At 67.6% G+C, this 17220-nt stretch carries 17 protein-coding genes; 4 read left to right on the top strand and 13 right to left on the bottom strand.

The window, feature by feature from the left end:
• Window positions 1-47: 47 nt before the first annotated feature.
• The 8 genes from C6A86_RS01790 to C6A86_RS01825 all read right to left on the bottom strand — a co-directional run bounded on the left by C6A86_RS01790 (window position 48) and on the right by C6A86_RS01825 (window position 9348).
• Window positions 48-1280, bottom strand: coding sequence for an alpha-hydroxy acid oxidase (locus C6A86_RS01790; protein WP_105363033.1), 1233 nt, complete (start codon window positions 1278-1280; stop codon window positions 48-50).
• On the bottom strand, window positions 1277-2773 hold the full coding sequence (locus C6A86_RS01795) for a rhamnulokinase family protein (RefSeq protein WP_105363034.1): 1497 nt from the start codon (window positions 2771-2773) through the stop codon (window positions 1277-1279). Before C6A86_RS01795 ends, C6A86_RS01790 begins: the two co-directional genes overlap by 4 nt.
• Complete coding sequence (locus C6A86_RS01800) at window positions 2773-4812, bottom strand: bifunctional aldolase/short-chain dehydrogenase (RefSeq protein ID WP_199196163.1); 2040 nt, start codon at window positions 4810-4812, stop codon at window positions 2773-2775. Before C6A86_RS01800 ends, C6A86_RS01795 begins: the two co-directional genes overlap by 1 nt.
• 2 nt (window positions 4813-4814) lie before the next feature.
• Window positions 4815-5963 (bottom strand): L-rhamnose isomerase, encoded by a 1149-nt coding sequence (gene rhaI / locus C6A86_RS01805; RefSeq protein ID WP_105363036.1) that lies wholly within the window; start codon window positions 5961-5963, stop codon window positions 4815-4817.
• 11 nt (window positions 5964-5974) lie between these two features.
• Entirely contained in the window at window positions 5975-7291 is a 1317-nt protein-coding gene (locus tag C6A86_RS01810; protein ID WP_105363037.1) for an MFS transporter, read from the bottom strand.
• 32 nt (window positions 7292-7323) lie between these two features.
• Window positions 7324-7650, bottom strand: a complete 327-nt coding sequence (locus tag C6A86_RS01815; RefSeq protein ID WP_105363038.1) for an L-rhamnose mutarotase — start codon at window positions 7648-7650, stop codon at window positions 7324-7326.
• Window positions 7651-7741: 91 nt separating this feature from the next.
• Complete coding sequence (locus C6A86_RS01820) at window positions 7742-8743, bottom strand: LacI family DNA-binding transcriptional regulator (protein ID WP_105363039.1); 1002 nt, start codon at window positions 8741-8743, stop codon at window positions 7742-7744.
• Window positions 8737-9348 carry a TetR/AcrR family transcriptional regulator gene (locus C6A86_RS01825; RefSeq protein ID WP_105363040.1) on the bottom strand — a complete coding sequence of 204 codons (612 nt, stop codon included), beginning with the start codon at window positions 9346-9348 and terminating at the stop codon, window positions 8737-8739. The genes C6A86_RS01820 and C6A86_RS01825 overlap by 7 nt, the downstream gene beginning before the upstream one ends.
• Window positions 9349-9411: 63 nt before the next feature.
• Here C6A86_RS01825 and C6A86_RS01830 point away from each other — a divergent pair, with 63 nt between their 5' ends.
• Both C6A86_RS01830 and C6A86_RS01835 read left to right on the top strand, forming a co-directional pair.
• Window positions 9412-10614 carry an aromatic ring-hydroxylating dioxygenase subunit alpha gene (locus C6A86_RS01830; RefSeq protein WP_105363044.1) on the top strand — a complete coding sequence of 401 codons (1203 nt, stop codon included), beginning with the start codon at window positions 9412-9414 and terminating at the stop codon, window positions 10612-10614.
• Between the two features lie 71 nt (window positions 10615-10685).
• The gene (locus C6A86_RS01835; protein WP_105363041.1) at window positions 10686-11999 is read left to right on the top strand and encodes an HNH endonuclease signature motif containing protein; all 1314 of its coding nucleotides are present in this window, start codon (window positions 10686-10688) and stop codon (window positions 11997-11999) included.
• 7 nt (window positions 12000-12006) lie between these two features.
• Here C6A86_RS01835 and C6A86_RS01840 read toward each other — a convergent pair whose 3' ends face one another.
• On the bottom strand, window positions 12007-12429 hold the full coding sequence (locus C6A86_RS01840; RefSeq protein WP_105363042.1) for a nitroreductase family deazaflavin-dependent oxidoreductase: 423 nt from the start codon (window positions 12427-12429) through the stop codon (window positions 12007-12009).
• 67 nt (window positions 12430-12496) lie between these two features.
• Between C6A86_RS01840 and C6A86_RS01845 the strand changes: the two genes are divergently transcribed.
• Window positions 12497-13339, top strand: coding sequence for a sulfurtransferase (locus tag C6A86_RS01845; RefSeq protein ID WP_199196164.1), 843 nt, complete (start codon window positions 12497-12499; stop codon window positions 13337-13339).
• Here C6A86_RS01845 and C6A86_RS01850 read toward each other — a convergent pair.
• Together C6A86_RS01850 and C6A86_RS01855 are read right to left on the bottom strand one after the other, a co-directional pair.
• The gene (locus tag C6A86_RS01850; RefSeq protein ID WP_311101002.1) at window positions 13333-13851 is read right to left on the bottom strand and encodes a hypothetical protein; all 519 of its coding nucleotides are present in this window, start codon (window positions 13849-13851) and stop codon (window positions 13333-13335) included. The two genes, C6A86_RS01845 and C6A86_RS01850, sit on opposite strands and share 7 nt — an antisense overlap.
• Window positions 13848-14759: an alpha/beta hydrolase fold domain-containing protein gene (locus C6A86_RS01855; RefSeq protein ID WP_105361909.1), complete on the bottom strand. Its 912-nt coding sequence runs from the start codon at window positions 14757-14759 to the stop codon at window positions 13848-13850. The genes C6A86_RS01850 and C6A86_RS01855 overlap by 4 nt, the downstream gene beginning before the upstream one ends.
• 72 nt (window positions 14760-14831) lie before the next feature.
• Here C6A86_RS01855 and C6A86_RS01860 point away from each other — a divergent pair, with 72 nt between their 5' ends.
• Window positions 14832-15290: a PPOX class F420-dependent oxidoreductase gene (locus C6A86_RS01860; RefSeq protein ID WP_105361908.1), complete on the top strand. Its 459-nt coding sequence runs from the start codon at window positions 14832-14834 to the stop codon at window positions 15288-15290.
• On the opposite strand, the gene C6A86_RS01865 is transcribed toward C6A86_RS01860, so the two are convergent.
• Both C6A86_RS01865 and C6A86_RS01870 read right to left on the bottom strand, forming a co-directional pair.
• Window positions 15287-16108, bottom strand: a complete 822-nt coding sequence (locus tag C6A86_RS01865) for a thioesterase family protein (RefSeq protein WP_105361907.1) — start codon at window positions 16106-16108, stop codon at window positions 15287-15289. The genes C6A86_RS01860 and C6A86_RS01865 overlap by 4 nt on opposite strands.
• A 22-nt stretch (window positions 16109-16130) precedes the next feature.
• The gene (locus tag C6A86_RS01870) at window positions 16131-17219 is read right to left on the bottom strand and encodes an MSMEG_0565 family glycosyltransferase (protein WP_105361906.1); all 1089 of its coding nucleotides are present in this window, start codon (window positions 17217-17219) and stop codon (window positions 16131-16133) included.
• Between the last annotated feature and the right edge of the window lies 1 nt (window position 17220).

The following is a 17220-nucleotide window of genomic DNA, read 5'->3' on the forward strand; positions in this document are numbered from 1 at the left end:
CCTCGTCTCAACGCGCCGGCGTCGCCACCTCAACCCGCCAGCGTGAATCAGGTCTGCCGCGGCACCAGGCGCTGCAACTGCGTCACGTGCTCGGGCACCAGCTCATCGAGTGACGTGACGCCGAGCAGTCGCATGGTGCGTGAGATCTGGTCGGACAGTATCTCGATCATCCGGTCTACACCGGCTTCACCGCCGGCCATCAGGCCGTACAGATAGGCGCGTCCGACGAGGGTGAAGCGCGCGCCCAGGGCGATGGAGGCGACGATGTCGGCGCCGGACATGATGCCGGTGTCGAGGATGACCTCGGTGCGATCACCCACCGCCGGTGCGACCTGGGGAAGCAGGTGGAACGGGATCGGGGCCCGATCAAGCTGGCGTCCACCATGATTGGACAGCACGATACCGTCCACGCCGAGATCAGCGACGGCCCGTGCATCGGCCACGGTCTGGATGCCCTTGACGACCAGCTTGCCCGGCCATTGTGATTTGATCCAGGCCAGATCCTCGAAGGTCACGGTCGGATCGAACATGGTGTCGAGTAGTTCGGCGACGGTGCCCGACCAGCGGTCCAGCGAGGCGAACGCCAGCGGCTCGGTGGTCAGGAAGTCGATCCACCACTGCGGACGGGGGATCGCGTTGAGCACCGTCTTCGCGGTGAGGGCGGGCGGGATCGACATACCATTGCGTTTGTCGCGCAGCCGCGCCCCGGCCACCGGGACATCGACGGTGACCAGCAGGGTGTCGTACCCGGCCGCGGCCGCGCGCTCGACCAGGGCCATCGACCGGTCCCGGTCCTTCCACATGTAGAGCTGGAACCAGTTGCGCCCGTGCGGGTTGGCGGCCTTCACATCTTCGATGGATGCCGTGCCCATGGTGGACAGCGAGAACGGGATACCGGCGCGGGCAGCGGCGTGCGCGCCCGCGTATTCGCCCTCCGTCTGCATCATCCGAGTGAACCCGGTGGGCGCGATCCCGAACGGCAACTCCGAACGGCCGCCCAGAATGGTGCAACTGGTGTCGACCTTGGACACGTCCCGCAGGATCGCCGGATGGAACTCGATGTCCTGGAACGCCTGCCGGGCCCGCGCCAGCGACAGCTCGGCCTCCGCGGAGCCGTCGGTGTAGTCGAACGCGGCCCTGGGGGTGCGGCGCTTGGCGATCGCGCGCAGATCCTCCACGGTCAGCGCCGCGGCAAGCCGGCGGGTGCGGGCATTGAGCTCGGGCTTCTTGAACTGCATCAGTGGAGCCAGATCGGCGACCTTGGGGATGCGACGTTTCATGACAGGACCTCTTTCACGCCGATGCGCTTTCCTGGCCCGACCGTACGCGCGATGCGGGTGCGCCGGGTGCGCGGTGTGTACTGCTGGGGTGGGAACCTGCTGGCAACGATATGGCGCAGCGCCTCGAGATCGCCATCGACCAGGTGGTGGGCGCGCGCGCTGATCAGCACATTGCCCAGCGCGGTGGCCTCTACCGGGCCGGCCAGCACGGGCAGTCCGGCCCGATCGGCGGTCAGCTGGCACAACAGCCTGTTCTGGGATCCGCCGCCCACGATGTGCACCGTGCGCACCGGTGTACCGGACAGCTCGGCGGCACGGTGGACCCCGTCGGCGAACGCCGCGGCCAGACTTTCCACGATCGCCCGGACCACTTCGGGTCGGGTCATCGGGACCTGCAGACCCCGCTCGTCGTACCAGTCGCGGATCCGGCCGGGCATATCGCCGGGGGCGAGGAACCGCGGGTCTGCGGTATCGAAGTCGTCGAAGGTGGCGCGTACCTCACCGGCCCGAGTCAGCAGCTCGGACAGGTCGGCGCGGTAGCCCTCGCGCTGGTACTGCCGGATGGTCTCGCTGAGCAGCCAGAGTCCCATCACGTTGTGCAGGTAGCGGATCCGGCCGTCGGCGCCGACCTCGTTGGTGAAGTTCGCTTCCCGGCCGGCCTCGGTGACCACCGGAGAGACGACTTCTACCCCGACCAATCCCCATGTGCCGCAAGAGATATAGGCAGCACCGCCGGAATCCATCGGGACGGCGACGACAGCCGAGGCGGTGTCGTGCGAGGCGACGGTGGTGACCGTGGTGGTCGGTGTCAGGCCGAGGGGCTCGGCCACCTCGCCGAGCAGCGAGCCCAGTTCGTGCCCGGGTTCGACGAGAGCGGGGAACAGATCCGGACGCAGCCCTAGCCGGGCGGCGAGGTCGTCGTCCCATTCACCGGTGGTGCGTAGCAGACCGGTCGTCGAGGCGTTCGTGCGTTCGGTGACCTGGCGGCCGGTGAGCCAGTATCCGATCAGATCGGGTATCAGCAGTGCCCGATCCGCGAGATCGAGCTGACCGCCGGCCTTTTCGGCCGCCAGCTGATAGATGGTGGTGAACGGGAGGAACTGCAGGCCGTTGCGGGCGTAGAGCTCCGCGGGGTCGATCGTGCGGTGCACTGCACGTACGCCGCCGTCGGAGCGGGCATCGCGGTAGTGGTAGGGCAACGAGGCCAGCGCCCCGCCCCGCAGCAGGCCGTAGTCGACGGCCCACGAGTCGATGCCGACGGTGACCAGGTTGTCCGACCGTCTACCCGCCTCGGCCAGTCCTGCGCAGGCTTCCCGGAACAGCCCGGGGACATCCCAGTGCAGCGCGGCGCGATGGCCGTTCCACAGCTGCACCGGATCATTCGCGAAGCGGGCGACCTGTTCCAGCTCCAGCCGGCCCGGTCCGATGTCGGCGACCATCACCCGGCCGCTGGTCGCGCCCAGGTCGATGGCGGCGACCTGACCGGACTTCATCACCTGAGGAACGCTGCGGCGACGCCGGCGTCGACCGGTACGTGCAGCCCTGTGGTGTGCGAGAAGTCGCTGGTGCACAACGCGAATGCGGCGTTGGCGATGTTCTCCGGCAGCACTTCCCGTTTGAGCAGCGTGCGCTGGGCGTAGTAGGCACCGAGTTCTTCCTCGGGCACCCCGTACACCGCGGCGCGTTTGGCGCCCCAGCCGCCGGCGAAGATCCCCGAGCCGCGCACCACGCCGTCGGGGTTGATGCCGTTGACCTTCACCCCGTGCTCGCCGAGTTCGGCGGCGAGCAGCCGGACCTGATGGGCCTGGTCGGCCTTGGTGGCCGAGTAGGCGATGTTGTTCGGTCCGGCGAACACCGAGTTCTTCGAGGAGATGTAGATGATGTCACCGCCCAGCTTCTGGTCGATCAGGGCGCGGGCGGCGGCCTTGGAGACCAGGAACGAGCCGCGGGCCATCACGTTGTGCTGTAGATCCCAGTCCGCTGCGGTGGTGTCCAGCAACGACTTCGACAGCGACAGCCCGGCGTTGTTGACCACGATGTCGATCCCGCCGAAGGCCAGTGCACTGACGTCGATGGCGGCCTGCACCGCGTCCTCGTCGGTGACGTCCGCGGCGATGCCGATGGCGATATCGGCGTTGCCGATCTCGGCCGCGGCCTCGGCAGCTTTCTCGGCGTCGAGGTCTGCGATCACCACGCAGGCGCCCTCGGCCGCGAGTCGGGTGGCGATGGCCTTGCCGATCCCCGACGCGGCACCGGTCACCAGTGCGATGCGGGTGGCCAGGGGCTTCGGCTTGGGCATGCGGGCCAGCTTTGCCTCTTCGAGTGCCCAGTACTCGATGCGGAATTTCTCCGACTCGTCGATGGGGGCGTAGCTGGAGATCGCCTCGGCGCCGCGCATCACATTGATGGCGTTGAGGTAGAACTCGCCGGCGACCCGCGCGGTCTGCTTGTCCTTGCCGTAGCTGAACATTCCGACGCCGGGGATCAGCACGATCGCCGGATCGGCGCCGCGCATCGCGGGACTGTCGGCGGTGGCGTAGCGCTCATAGTAGGCCTGGTAGTCGGCGCGGTACTGCTCGTGCAGTTCGGTCAGCCGTGCTTTGCTTTCCTCGATGCCGGCGTCGGCGGGCAGGTCGAGCACCAGCGGCTTGACCTTGGTGCGCAGGAAGTGGTCGGGGCAGCTGGTGCCGAGCCCGGCCAGTCGGGGATGCTCGGTGGCGCCGAGGAATTCGAGTACCGGACCGACATCGGTGAAATGCCCGACCTGGGGGCGGTCCGCGGAGGCCAGACCACGGATGAACGGGGCCAGTGCGGCGGCCTTCGCGCGACGCTGCGGCTCCGGCAGTGCGGCGTACCCGTCCAGCGGCGCGCCGAAGGGCTGCTCCGCACCGTTGGCGCGGATGTACTCCTCGGCGGCGCGGATGATCTCCAGCGAGTTGGCCTTGGCCTCGTCCGAGGTCTCGCCCCACGCGGTGATGCCGTGCCCGCCGAGGATGCAGCCTATTGCCTGCGGGTTGGCCTTCTTGATCTCGGAGATGTCCAGGCCCAGCTGGAAACCGGGACGCCGCCACGGCACCCACGCCACCCGATCACCGAAGATCTTGCTCGTCAGCGCTTCTCCGTCGGCTGCGGTGGCGATGGCGATACCGGAGTCGGGGTGCAGGTGGTCGACGTGTGCGGCATCGACCAGCCCGTGCATGGCGGTGTCGATCGACGGTGCGGCGCCGCCCTTACCGTGCAGGCAGTAGTCGAACGCCGCGACCATCTCGTCCTCACGGTCCACGCCGGGGTAGACGTCGACGAGGGCGCGCATGCGGTCCAGCCGCAGCACGGCCAGTCCGTTCTCGGTGAGGGTGCCCAGGTCGCCACCGGACCCCTTGACCCACAACAGGTCGACGCTCTCACCGGTCACCGGGTCGGTATCGGTGCCCTTGGCCGAGGTGTTGCCGCCCGCGTAGTTGGTGTTCTTCGGGTCCGAACCGAGCGCATTGGAGCGTGCGATCAGTTCGGCGACGGTGGTGTTGTTGGCCATACCTATGCTCCCCATGAGGATTGAGTTCCGCCGACCCGCTCGGCGTTGATGGTGTCCTGGTATCCGCTGTCGCGGAAGGCGGCCATCGGGTCCGCTGGGAGGCCTTGGGCGGCGCGGCGTTCGGCGAGCATGGGACGGACGTCGGTGTAGAACGCGTTCATGAAGATCTCGTTGGCGCCCAGTACATCTCCGTTTTCCTGGGCGGCGGTCAGTGCCTCGGTGTCCACCAGCCCGGCGCGCGCCGTCATCTCCTGGACGTTGAGCACCGAGCGGATCTGGCCGGGGATCTTCTCTTCGACGTTGTGGCACTGATCGAGCATCAGCGCCACCGTCGAGTCGTCATCGAGCCCACCACCGCGGATCACCTCGAACATGATCCGGAACAGCTGGAACGGATCGGCCGCCCCGACGATCAGGTCATCGTCGGCGTAGAACCGCGAGTTGAAGTCGAAGGAGCCGAGCCGTCCCAATCGCAGCAGCTGGGCGACGATGAACTCGATATTGGTGCCTGGCGCGTGGTGTCCGGTGTCCAGGCAGACCTTGGCCCGTTCGCCGAGCGCCGTGACATGCGCGTAGGAGGTGCCCCAGTCCGGGATATCGGTGGAGTACATGGCGGGTTCGAAGAACTTGTACTCCAGTACGAGGCGCTGGTTCTCGCCGATGTGCTGGTAGATGGCGGCCAGCGATTCGGCCAGCCGGTCCTGGCGGCCGCGAATGTCGCCCTGGCCGGGGTAGTTGGTGCCATCGGCCAGCCAGATCTTCAGATCGCGGGACCCGGTTTCGTTCATCACCTCGATGCAGGCCAGGTGATGGTCGATGGCTTTCTGCCGCACCGCCTTGTCGGTGTGGGTGAGGCTGCCGAACTTGTAGTCGTCGTCCTGGAAGGTGTTGGAGTTGATGGTGCCCAGCCGGACCCCGAGGTCGCCCGCGTAGCGGCCGAGTGCGGCGTAGTCATCGACGGCGTCCCACGGAATGTGCAGGGCCACAGCCGGTGCCAACCCGGTCAGCCGGTGCACGGTGGCCGCGTCGGCGAGCTTCTCCTCGATGGTGCGCGGGGTGCCGGGGGTGCCGAACACCTTGAAGCGGGTGCCGGAGTTCCCGAATGCCCAGGAGGGCAGTTCGATGGCGAGATTGTCCAGTGCGGTGGTCATCTGCGGGTTCCTCAGACTGCGGTGTAGGGAGCTTGTGCCGGCGCGCTGACCGGTGCCCCGTAGCGCTCGGACTCGATCTGCTGCAACGACTTCCCCTGGGTCTTGGGCGCCCAGACGGCACCGATGATCAGGGCGACGGTGAGCAGTCCGACCAACAGGATGCCGACGGTGGTCAGGCCGGTCGCGGCGAGCATGGTCGGGAAGAAGTAGCTGAGCAGGCCGGTGGCGGTGCGCACCACGAAGAACATGATGCCCTGGGCGCTGGCCCGGTACGGGGTGGCGAACAGCTCGCTGGCCCACAGGCTGTAGAAGGCCTGGCAGCCGATGCCTGCCGAGACGCCCCACAGCACAGCGAAGATCAGCATGGTGGAGATGCCGCTGTCGGTGAAGGCGACCAGCACGATCCAGCCGACGATCCCGAGTGCGGCACCGAAGATGTAGAGGGCGCGCTGGGAGACCCGGTCGGCGTAGCGCATGAAGCCGAAGTAGGTGGCGGCCACGGTGCAGCCCCACACCAGCACCTGCAGCAGGTTCTGCTGCACGGGGCTGTGCAGACCGGCGGTGTCATAGACGCGCGGCATGAAGATGCCGGCCTGGCCCGCCACGGTGTTCCAGAACAGGTAGATGCCGCCGAGGAACAACAGAGCGGTGATGTTGACCTTCCGGGAGAACAGGCCGCGCACACCGCGTGCGCCCACCGAGGACTGCAGCTCGCGGCTCTCGTCGACGGCTTCCTCTTTCCAGATCTGTGATTCGGCCAGGCCCTGCCGGATCCACCAGACGATCGCGGCGACCACGAACAGGTGCACGAAGATGATGCGTGACCCGAGCAGCTCCAGCGGGGCCAACGCGGCGGCGAGCGCGAAGCCGATGAACGGCCCGACCGACCAGGCCAGCTGGGCGGTGCCCACGTGTTTGGCCCGCTCGCCCGACGGCGCCTGCTCGGCGATATAGGTCCAGGAGGCGGGCACTCCGGCGCCGACGGCGATACCGGTGATGATGAACGCCGCCAGCAGCATGGTGAAGTTCATCGCGAACGCGGCCAGCAGCACGCCCGCCATGTACACCAGCAGGTCGTAGGTGTAGATGGCCTTTCGGCCGAAGCGATCGCAGAGCGGCCCGCCGATCGCGGCACCGATGGCGGCGCCGAAAGCGTTGGCGCTCAGGGCCGCCAGCAGTCCGACGGCGAAGTTGCTGATGCCGAACTCGGCCTGCCAGAACCCGAGGCTGGTGGCGATCGCGATGATCGATCCGGCCTCGATGTAGTTCGACATGGCGACCGAGATGGTCGCACGCCAGCCGGTGGTGGAGCGCGCTCCGATTTTCATGGGTGTCCTAGTCGTGTGCAGAGGTGGGGTGATCAAGCCAGATGGAAGTACTCGGTGAGCAGCTCGAGGCTGCTGTCGGGGTGGGTCTCGGCGCGGAAGTACTGAGCCATCTGCTCCTGCCACTTGCCGTTGACTGCGGTCCTGCTCATCTCGGCGGTGGCCTGGGCGAAATCGTCGGTCTCCAGATAGCCCACCACCATGCCCTCGTCCGGGCGCAGGAACAACGAGTAGTTGCGCCAACCGGCGGTACGCAGTGCGTCGAGCATTTCGGGCCAGACCTCGGTGTGCGCCTCGAGGTAGTCGTCGACGCGGTCGGACTTCAGGTGCATCACAAAGCACACGCGTTGGATGTCGTCCATTCGCCACTCCCTGATTGAAACGTTTCAATTTGTGATGGGGGCAACAATAGGACGTCACCGCCGAAGCGTCAAGCGCCCCGTTGTGCCTGGTTCACGCCCGTGTCGAGAGCCGGGTCACCAGCTCGGGCTGGAACAGGACATGACGAGGATGACGTCCGGCGTTGTCGGTCGCCTTGATCAGCAGATCGATTGCAGTGCTGCCGATTTCGATACTCGGCTGGCGCACCGAGGTCAACGGCACCACGGCGGAGCGGGCGAACTCGATATCGTCGTAACCCACCAGCGCGATGTGTCCGGGCACCGTGACATCGCCCATCAGGGCGAGTGCCTGGAGCACGCCGATGGCCACCAGGTCGTTGGCGCAGAAGATGCCGTCGGGCCGGCTCGATGCCGGTCTGTCGCGGATCTGCTCACCCACCGCGCGGCCGGCCAGCACCGTCAGCGCCGGTGTCGAGATGACCTCCAGTTCGGCATCCGGCACCTGCTGTAAGGCGTTTCGGGCGCCCTGCAGGCGGTCGCGGACCTGGCGCAGCTCGGGTGGCCCGCCGACGAAGGCGATCCGCCGCCGCCCTATCCCGGCCAGATGCTCCGCGGCCAGCGTGCCTCCGGCAATATCGTCGACCGCGACCGAGTCGAAATCGGTGCCCGACCCGTCACGGTCGACGAGGACGACGGGAGTGCCGCGCCGGCGCAGCGCGTCGAGGCGATCGAAGTCGTCACCGACGGGGGACACCAGCAACCCGAACACCCGCTGCTCGTCGAATGCGTCGATGTAGGAGCGCTCCCGCTGCGGGTCGTCATCGGAGGTGCCCAACAGCAGGGTCAGATTGTGTTCGGTGGCCCGGGCCCCGGCGCCGCGGGCGATATCGGTGAAGAACGGGTTGCCGACGTCCAGGACGACCAGACCGACGCAGCGGGACCGGCCGGCCTTGAGCTGGCGGGCGGCGTCGTTGCGGACGAACCCGAGTTCGTCGATGGCGGCCTGCACCCGCGCGACGGTGGCCGGGGACACCTTGTCCGGTGAATTGAGCACGTTGGAGACCGTGCCGACCGACACCGCCGCCGCCGCGGCGACCTCTCGGATGCTCACCATGTGCGCTCGCTCGCGTGGGCACGGACCGCGGGGGCGATCCAGGAGTTCAGGAAGGCCCGTAGATCGCGGCCGGTGCGCGCCGGGCGGCCCGGATCGAGGATGAAGGACTGCAGGGTCCGCAGCATGAACTCGACCAGTTCGTCGAGTGTGTCATCGATGAAACCCGCTGCGGCCCAATCGACGTCGAAGCGCTCCAGGATCGACCGGCCGAAGCCGATCGCCAGATCCGAGGTGACCCCCGCGGTGAACGCGCTCGCCTTCCCGGGTTGCAGCACCAGGCTCAGGTACTTGTCGTGCGGAAGCTGTTCGAACGTGTAGGCCAGTCCTTCGACAACGGCCTCGGTCGGGTCGGCGATCGAGCCCAGCCGATCGGCCAGCCGGTCGAGGAAGGTCGCCACCGAGGAGACCGCCGTGGCGGCGAGCAGGGTCTCCTGGGTGGGGAAGTAGCGGTAGACGGTCTGCCGGGTGACACCGAGAGTCTGGGCCACCTCGGACACGCTCACCGTTCCGCGGGCGTCGATGGCGCCGCGGCTCGTGGCGATGATGCGGTTCACCGCTTCGTCGTCGTCGATCGGGATATCGCCCGACCAGCCGTGCCTGCGCATGGGTCGATCGTCGCACGATCTCCGTCGAAGTCTTGACAATACAATTGATAGTGAATGTATGGTCTGACTGTGATCACCAGCCCAGTGAAGAGCACCGACGAAGAGTTGACCCGCCGCGCGCTGCGCCACGCCCTGGACGGCACCACGGATATGGCCGACCGCGAACTCAAGGTGCCGCTGCACTACTACCGTGATCCGAAGATCACCGAGATCGAGGAATCCCAGATCCTGCGCAGGGTGCCGCTGGCCATCGTGCCGTCCGCGCAGATCCCGGAGCGCAACGATTACGTGGTCCGCACGGTCCTCGGCGATTCACTCCTGGTCACCCGGGACCGGACCGGCAAGAGTCACGTCCTGCTGAACTACTGCCGCCACCGGGGTGCCATGCCGGCCTGTGGCGCCGGCAATGCCGCCAGATTCGTCTGTCCGTACCACGCGTGGACGTACAAGAACACCGGCGAGCTGTTCATGGTGCCGGGCAAGTCCGGCTTCGACTCGATGGATGTCAAGGACTACGGCCTGGTCGAACTGCCGTCTGAGGAACGCTACGGATTCATCTGGGCGGTGCTCACCGCGGACGCCGCCATCGATCTGGACGCGCACCTGGGACCACTGAAAGATGAACTCGCACTGTGGGACTACCGCTCCTATGGCTATCACACCGAGCGGGAATTCTCCTCGGAGGTGTCCTGGAAGGGGGCGCTTGAGGCGTTCGCCGAGGGTTACCACTTCCCGTTCGTGCACGGCGAGAGTCTCATCGGGCAGAACACCCTGCCCAATACGGGTGTCTACGACGAGTTCGGCAAGCACCACCGCATCGGATTTCCGTTCAGCTGGATCAAGAACCTCGCCACCGGGGCAAGCGGAGCGACGGGGAATACAGTGCCTGACCCGGCCGCATCGCTCGATCCGTCGGCCAACATGGGCGTCATCTATTGGGTGTATCCCAACCTCATCCTTGCGAACAGCCCGGTCGGCGTGGAGATCATCGACATGCTGCCCGATGGGGACCCCACCCGCTGCACCGTCCGGCACAGCTGGATGGGACGCATCCCGGCGACCGATGACGATATGCGCGCGCTCTACGACACCGTCTACGAAGGGGTGCACGCCGCGGTCCGTGATGAGGATTTCGCGATGCTGCCGCAGTGCGGACAGGGCGTCCGGCACGGCCAGCACGATCACATGATCATCGGCCGCAACGAGATTGCGGTGCAGCACATGATCAAGGTCTTCGCCGAGGAGCTCGGCGTCGCACTGGGGTAGCCGCGGCGGACGTCGACGGCGCCCGGATCTGAGCGGATTTTGTTGTCGTACCCCTCTGCGATAATCGTGGTATGCCGCCGCCGACAACACCTTTCGCCGCACACGCACCTCGGGTGTCGCGGTTGGAGGTGTTGTTCGAGGAGATGGCGGAGTTGACCGGGCAGCGTAATGCGATCGATGGCCGGTTGGTGGAGATCGTCGCCGAGATCGACGGCAGAGGCACTGATGACGGGAACTCGTTGTGGGGTGCGACCGGATGCCGATCGATCGAGGCGTTGGTGGCCTGGAAGGCCGGTATCTCTCCTCGCAACGCCGAAACTATGGTCGCCGTCGCCCATCGCATCGACGAACTTCCCCGCTGCACCCAAGGCTTGCGGGAGGGCCGGGTGTCACTCGATCAGATCGGGGTGATCGCCGAACAGGGTGGCCAGGGCTGCGATGAGCACTACGCGGAGTTGGTGGCGGTCGCCACCGTGAGCCAGTTGCGCACCGCGGTCAAGCAGGAACCCCGCCCTGAGCCCGAGTCCAAGCCCGAACCCAAGCGCAGGATCACCAAGATCGAGAACGACGATTCCACCACGTGGCGGATCACCCTGCCCAAGGTGGAGGCCGCGAAATTCGAAGCCGGCCTGCAATCCCACCGCGACAAGCTGGTCGCGGACTGGAAACGCGACCACGATGCCCAGGACAGCATCGATCCCGAGGACGGCAGCGCCCGCGTCTGGGACCAGGAATCCACGATTTCTGAGCAGGCACCGCCGTTCCCGGACGGCGTGGATGCGTTCATGAGTTTGATCGAGGCCGGCTGGGACGCCGACGTGGCGCGGCGCCCGCACGGCCAGCACACCACCGTCGTCATGCACCTCGATATCGAGAAACGAGTCGCCGCCCTGCATCTGGGCACCGCCCTGTCCGACGACGACCGCCGCTACCTACTCTGCGATGCGACGTGTGAGGTGTGGTTCGAACGCCACGGCCGCCCCATCGGAGTGGGCCGGGCCACCCGCACCATCGGCCGCCGGCTCCGCCGCGCCCTGGAGCACCGCGACCAGACGTGTGTGGTGCCGGGCTGCGGCGCCACCCGCGGCTTGCATGCCCATCATCTGGTGCACTGGGAGAACGGCGGCCCCACCGAACTGTCAAACCTGGTGCTCGTCTGCCCGTTCCACCACCGCCTGCACCACAAGGGTGTCATCACCCTGACCGGGCCCGCCGAACAACTGAAAGTCACCGACGAAGACGGTGACACCCTCACCGACGCGTCGCTGGCCCGCCCGCCGACGACACCCCCGCCGGACGTGCCGGCCTGTCCCGGGCCACAAGGCGAACGCGCCCAATGGTGGTGGTACACCCCCTACACACCACCACCGACCACGACGAACTAGACGCCGGCTACTCCAGCACGAAAACCGGGATCAGCCGGTCGGTCTTGGTCTGGTACTCCGCGTACGGCGGGTAGGCCTCAACAGCGAGCTTCCACCAGTGTTCGCGCTCGGCGCCCTCGATCTCGCGGGCGGTCAACTCGACGACCTTGTCGCCGTCCTGCGCGGTGACCTGCGGATGGGCCTTGACGTTGTGGTACCAGGACGGGTGCTGCGGATCGCCACCCTTGGAGGCGACCATGGCGTACTTGCCGTTTTCCTCGACGCGCATCAGCGGCACATAACGCTTCTTCCCGGACTTGGCGCCGGTGGTGGTGAACAGCACGATCGGGCGGTCCAGGACCTCGACCCCGTCGGTGGTGCCGTTCTCGATGATGCGTTTGGTCTGCTCGCGTACCCAGTCGGTGGGGCTCAGCTCGGGGTTGTCAGTCATAGGGCCAATAACAGCACGGTCGGCGCCGGCTATTCCGCATCTTGACCGGATCTGAGACCCTCGCCGGGTGACTGCACGCGGTGATGTCTTCATATCGGTGACCGAGCTCGCCCAGCGCCTCGATGCCGGCGACCCGACGACCATCCTCGATGTCCGGTGGCAGCTGGGTGCGCCCGACGGGCGTGACGCGCACGAAGTCGGGCACCTGCCCGGGGCGGTGTACGTCGCGCTGGAGGATGAGCTCAGCGACCACGGTGTGCCCGATCGTGGCAGGCATCCGCTGCCATCCGGCACGCATCTGCAGGAGGCCGCCCGGGGCTGGGGTGTGCGCCGCGGCGTTCCGGTGGTGGTCTACGACGACTGGAACCGAGCCGGGTCCGCCCGCGCCTGGTGGGTGCTGCGCGCCGCGGGCATCACCGATGTGCGCATCCTCGACGGCGGGCTGGCCGCGTGGCGGGCCGCCGGAGGCGCGATACAGACCGGAGCGGTGACACCACCTCCCGGCGACATCGTCGTCCAACAGCACGATCTCTATGCCGGCGCGCTGCCGACACTGACCGCTGAGGAAGCCGCCGAACACCCGAACCTGCTCGATGCCCGTGCCCCCGAACGGTTCCGCGGCGAGCTCGAGCCCGTCGATCCGGTGGCCGGCCACATCCCCGGCGCCAAGAACCTGCCCAGCACCTCGGTGCTGACCGCCGACGGGACCCTGCTGTCCGAGGACGAGCTGTCGGCGTTGGCCTGGTCGTTCGGCGGTTCCGAGCAGGTCGGCGTGTACTGCGGGTCGGGTGTCACCGCCGCGGTGCTGGTGGCCGCGTTGTCGGCCGTCGGCGTGGACGCGGCGCTGTTCCCCGGGTCGTGGTCGCAGTGGAGTGCGCAGGAGCGGCCGGTTCAGACCGGTGATCAGTGATGGGCAATCATCTTGACCGCCACGACGCCGGCGCCGGCGCCGGCCAGTAGTAGCACCGCCAATACCTGCTGCCACCACACCAGCCCGGCCCGGTGCACCGCGGCGAACGCGATCAGGCCCATCTCCGCGACCAGGAACCACATGGCGATCCACACCGCGGTGGGAGTGTCCAGCACGCCAAAACCGGCCAGCGCCAAGATCAACGCGGGCGCCGCCGCGGCCTGCAGAATCTGGCCGGAGGATGCGAGCATCGCCCAGGCCGCACGGCCGCGTGGGGCCTTTCCTTCCACACTGAGCCGGGCGATGAACTCGGCCAGCAGCGCCGCCGCCCAGAGGCCGCCCGCGGCGACCGCCACGTCGACCACCCGGAACCACGCGTTCGTGTCCACGCTCGTATAGCGGGCCAGCGCCGCGAGGGTGGCCAGACACGAGATGGCGCCGTACATCCGCTCCCGCAAAGCGGCGACCACATGTTCGACGGCCGGGCCGTCCTGCACCTCGGCTGGTTTCATGTCAGCCGCTCCAGCAGGAAGGTACCGATCTCCCGGATCGAGGTGTCCATGATCTCGCGATTTCCCTGGGTGTTGAAGGCGTGATCGACCGGATACGCGGTGTGGGTGACATCGACGCCGCCCTCTCGCAGGCGGTCGGCGATCTCCACCATCTCGGGCCCCAGCGTGTCGAGATCACCCGTCTGGATGAGGGTGGGCGGCATCTTCTTCGGCAGCTCGGTGTCGTGATACGGCGATGCGACCGGGCTGTCGTGACTGGCCGGATCCACGAAATAGAGTCGGGCCGAAAGCTTCTGCAGCGTCGGCGAAATCGCCGCGTTGGCCTTGGGTGAGGTGCGGTCGGTGCGCGTGCAGTCGGCGACGGCATAAGACAGCACCGCCGCCCGCAGCGCGATCGCGGTGTCGTGTGCGTACTGTGCGAGGTTCATGCTGAGCTTGGCGCCGGCGCTGGCCCCGCCGACGCTGACCCGTTCGGCGTCCCAGCCCTGCTGGTCGGCATGGTCGAGTGCCCATTGCAGTACATCGATGCATTCCTCCTCTGCCACAGGGAAAGTCACCTGCGGTGCGGCGTGGTAGTCGATCGCCAGCACCACACAGCCGATATCGGAGGCCAGGAAGCGGCAGATATGGGCGTCCTCATGGGTGTTGCGCAGCACGAAGCCGCCACCGTGGATGTCGATGTGCAGTGGCGGACGGCGGGTGGCGGTGCCGCTCAGCGGCGACGCCGGATGCGGCCGGTAGACGAAGCAGCGGACCGGCCCGTGCCGGGTGGGCACCCGCACCACGGCGGGCGGGTCGAGACGGTGCGCCGGCCGGGGGATGTTGGGTGGCCGGAACACCAGCGGAGCGGCCTGCTGAGCCAGGTACGCCAGCGCGTACTCCAGCGGCGCGATCCGGGGGGTCGACATGGCAGATACCGTACCGGGAGCTGTTCGCGCGGCGGCGGTATCACCGACGAGCCGCGGCCTAGACTGCCGGTTATGGCCCGCAACTACGCAACCGCTGACCAGGTCTCACTCGAGGAACTGCTGGCGTTCGTCCGTCCCCGTCACGCGATGGTGCTGACCACGTTCCGCGCCGACGGCTCGCTGCAGAGTTCCCCGGTCACCGGCGGGCTGGATGAGCAGGGACGCATCGTCGTCGCCAGCTATCCGCAGCGCGCCAAATCGGTGAACATCGGGCGCACCCCGCGGGCCAGCGTGACCGTGCTGTCCGAGGAGTTCCACGGCCCCTACGTCCAGATCGACGGTGACGCCGAACGAGTGGACCTGCCGGAGGCGGTGGAGCCGCTGGTGGACTACTTCCGTGCGGTCGCCGGGGAGCACTCGGACTGGGACGAGTATCGCCAGGCCATGGTCGATCAGGGAAAGTGCCTGCTGCGCATCACACCTCGGCGCTGGGGCCCGGTGGCCACCGGGGGCTTCCCGCCGCCACGCTAGTCCGGCCGGCGGTACTTGCCCTTCGGGTCGAAACCGGAATTGCTTATCGCGGTGGATAACCCGGTACCGATCGGTCCGAGGTGGTCGAACAGTCCGGTCGATCCGGTGGCGATCCCGTCGGCGCTGGTGTGGCTCAGTGCGGCCAGGCCGATGTACGGGCCATCGGGTAGACGGCTGAGCGCCAGGGTGTAGTCGGCGTTGATGAAGGCCAGGCCCGCGGTGCTGAAGTTGGTCATCGAACTGGTGACATCGACCGCCATCGCCGCCCGGATGAACGGTGTCGGTGCTTCGCCGGCCACCAGATCGCGGAACTCGCGGACCCAGGCATAACGCGGTCCCGCCTGCTGCCAAGGGAATTCCAGGCTGTTGGAGTCTGCTGTCGGCCCGTAGGCCCTGATGAACATCGGTACGTTGTCCCCGATATCGGTGGGTTCGGCCGGTATCGGCGGCAGGGTGAGCGCCGTGCTCCAGAACTCGCCGGCGGGCTGGGTGCCACGACGCAGGTAGAGCGCCGAGGCGCGGGCGACGAGGTGGCCGTCCTGGATCATCGCGGCGTCCACGGCACGCATCCGGCCGCCGGCACGCACGACGGTGGCACTGACCCGGACCGGTTCGGTGGCTACCCGGCGCAGGATCTCGACCGTCAACCGGGCGGGGTGCAGGTCGGGGTCATCGACCTGGGCCTCGATGGCGCGGGCGAGCAACCCGCCGACGACCTGGCCGCCCAGGGTGGGTCCCCAGCCGCCGTGGGCGATCGGGTTGGGCACCAACTCGTCGCCACGCGGGGTGAGAAACGGCGTCGCCGTGGTGCTGGTCATACCGGCGATATTACAAACACAGTTACCGTTGTAACAACGATAACTGTTCGCGGTAGAAGTCGAGGTGTGCACTGGCGGCGTCGTCCCAGGTCAGAGCGCTGGCGAGGGTGCGCCCCGGGTCGGTATCGCCTGGATAGGTGAGCAGTTGCCCCATCGCGGCGGCGAACCCCGCGGGGTCATCCGCGTACCGCACGGTGTCGCCGAACACCTCACGTAGCACCGGAAGATTCCGGGCGACCACCGGGCGGCCCGCCGCCAGTGCCTCCAGCGCGGCCAGGCCGAAGCCCTCCTTCGTCGACGGGAACGCGAACACCTCGCAGGCCGCGACCAGGCTGGGCAGCGCATCGTCGGCGATGGCACCGAGGATCACCGGAGTGATGTCCAGGGCCGCACAGCGAGAATCGAATTCGGCGCGGTAGTCGCGGTAGTCGAAGAGCGTCTCGCCGCCGGCGATGACCAGCTGCAGATCCGGGTGATCCCGGCGGAGCAGGTGAAAGGCCTCGACGAGATGCACGGTGCCCTTGCGGGGCTCGATACCGCCGACGGTCAGCACATAGCGTCCCAGCTCGTGGCGCCAGCGCCGAAGGCCCTGCGTATCCGAGGCGGCATCGATGAATCGTTGTGCATCAACACCATTGGGAATCACCGTGGGATCGAGGCCCCACCCGGACCGCACCTCGGCCGCCACCGCGGCCGACACGCAGATGCGGGCATATGGTTGCACGATCGCCTTTTCGTGGCACTCGGCCAGAATCGGGGTGGTGAACTCGTCGAGATGGTGGATGGTGCGGATGCAGTCGCCGACGGCGTTGGCGCTGATGCAGTCCTGCGCGTGCACGATGTCATAGTCGTCCGGGGTGAAGGCCCTGGCCAGCACCTCGATCGAGCGCACGATCCGGTCGGTTACGGTGTCCCCGGGCAGGTCGGCGAACTCGACCAGCCGGATGCCGACCGCGGGGTCCACGGCCCGGAAGAAGCCCCGATCGCCGGCCCTGGCCAGCGACCACACGGTGACATCGGCACCCCGGCGGGCCAGCGCCTCGGCCAGGTTCACGGTGTGCACCACACCGCCGCGGGGCTTGGTCGAATAGGTCAGCAGCGCGATCCGCATC

It is taken from the genome of Mycobacterium sp. ITM-2016-00316, assembly GCF_002968335.2.
Taxonomy (GTDB): domain Bacteria; phylum Actinomycetota; class Actinomycetes; order Mycobacteriales; family Mycobacteriaceae; genus Mycobacterium.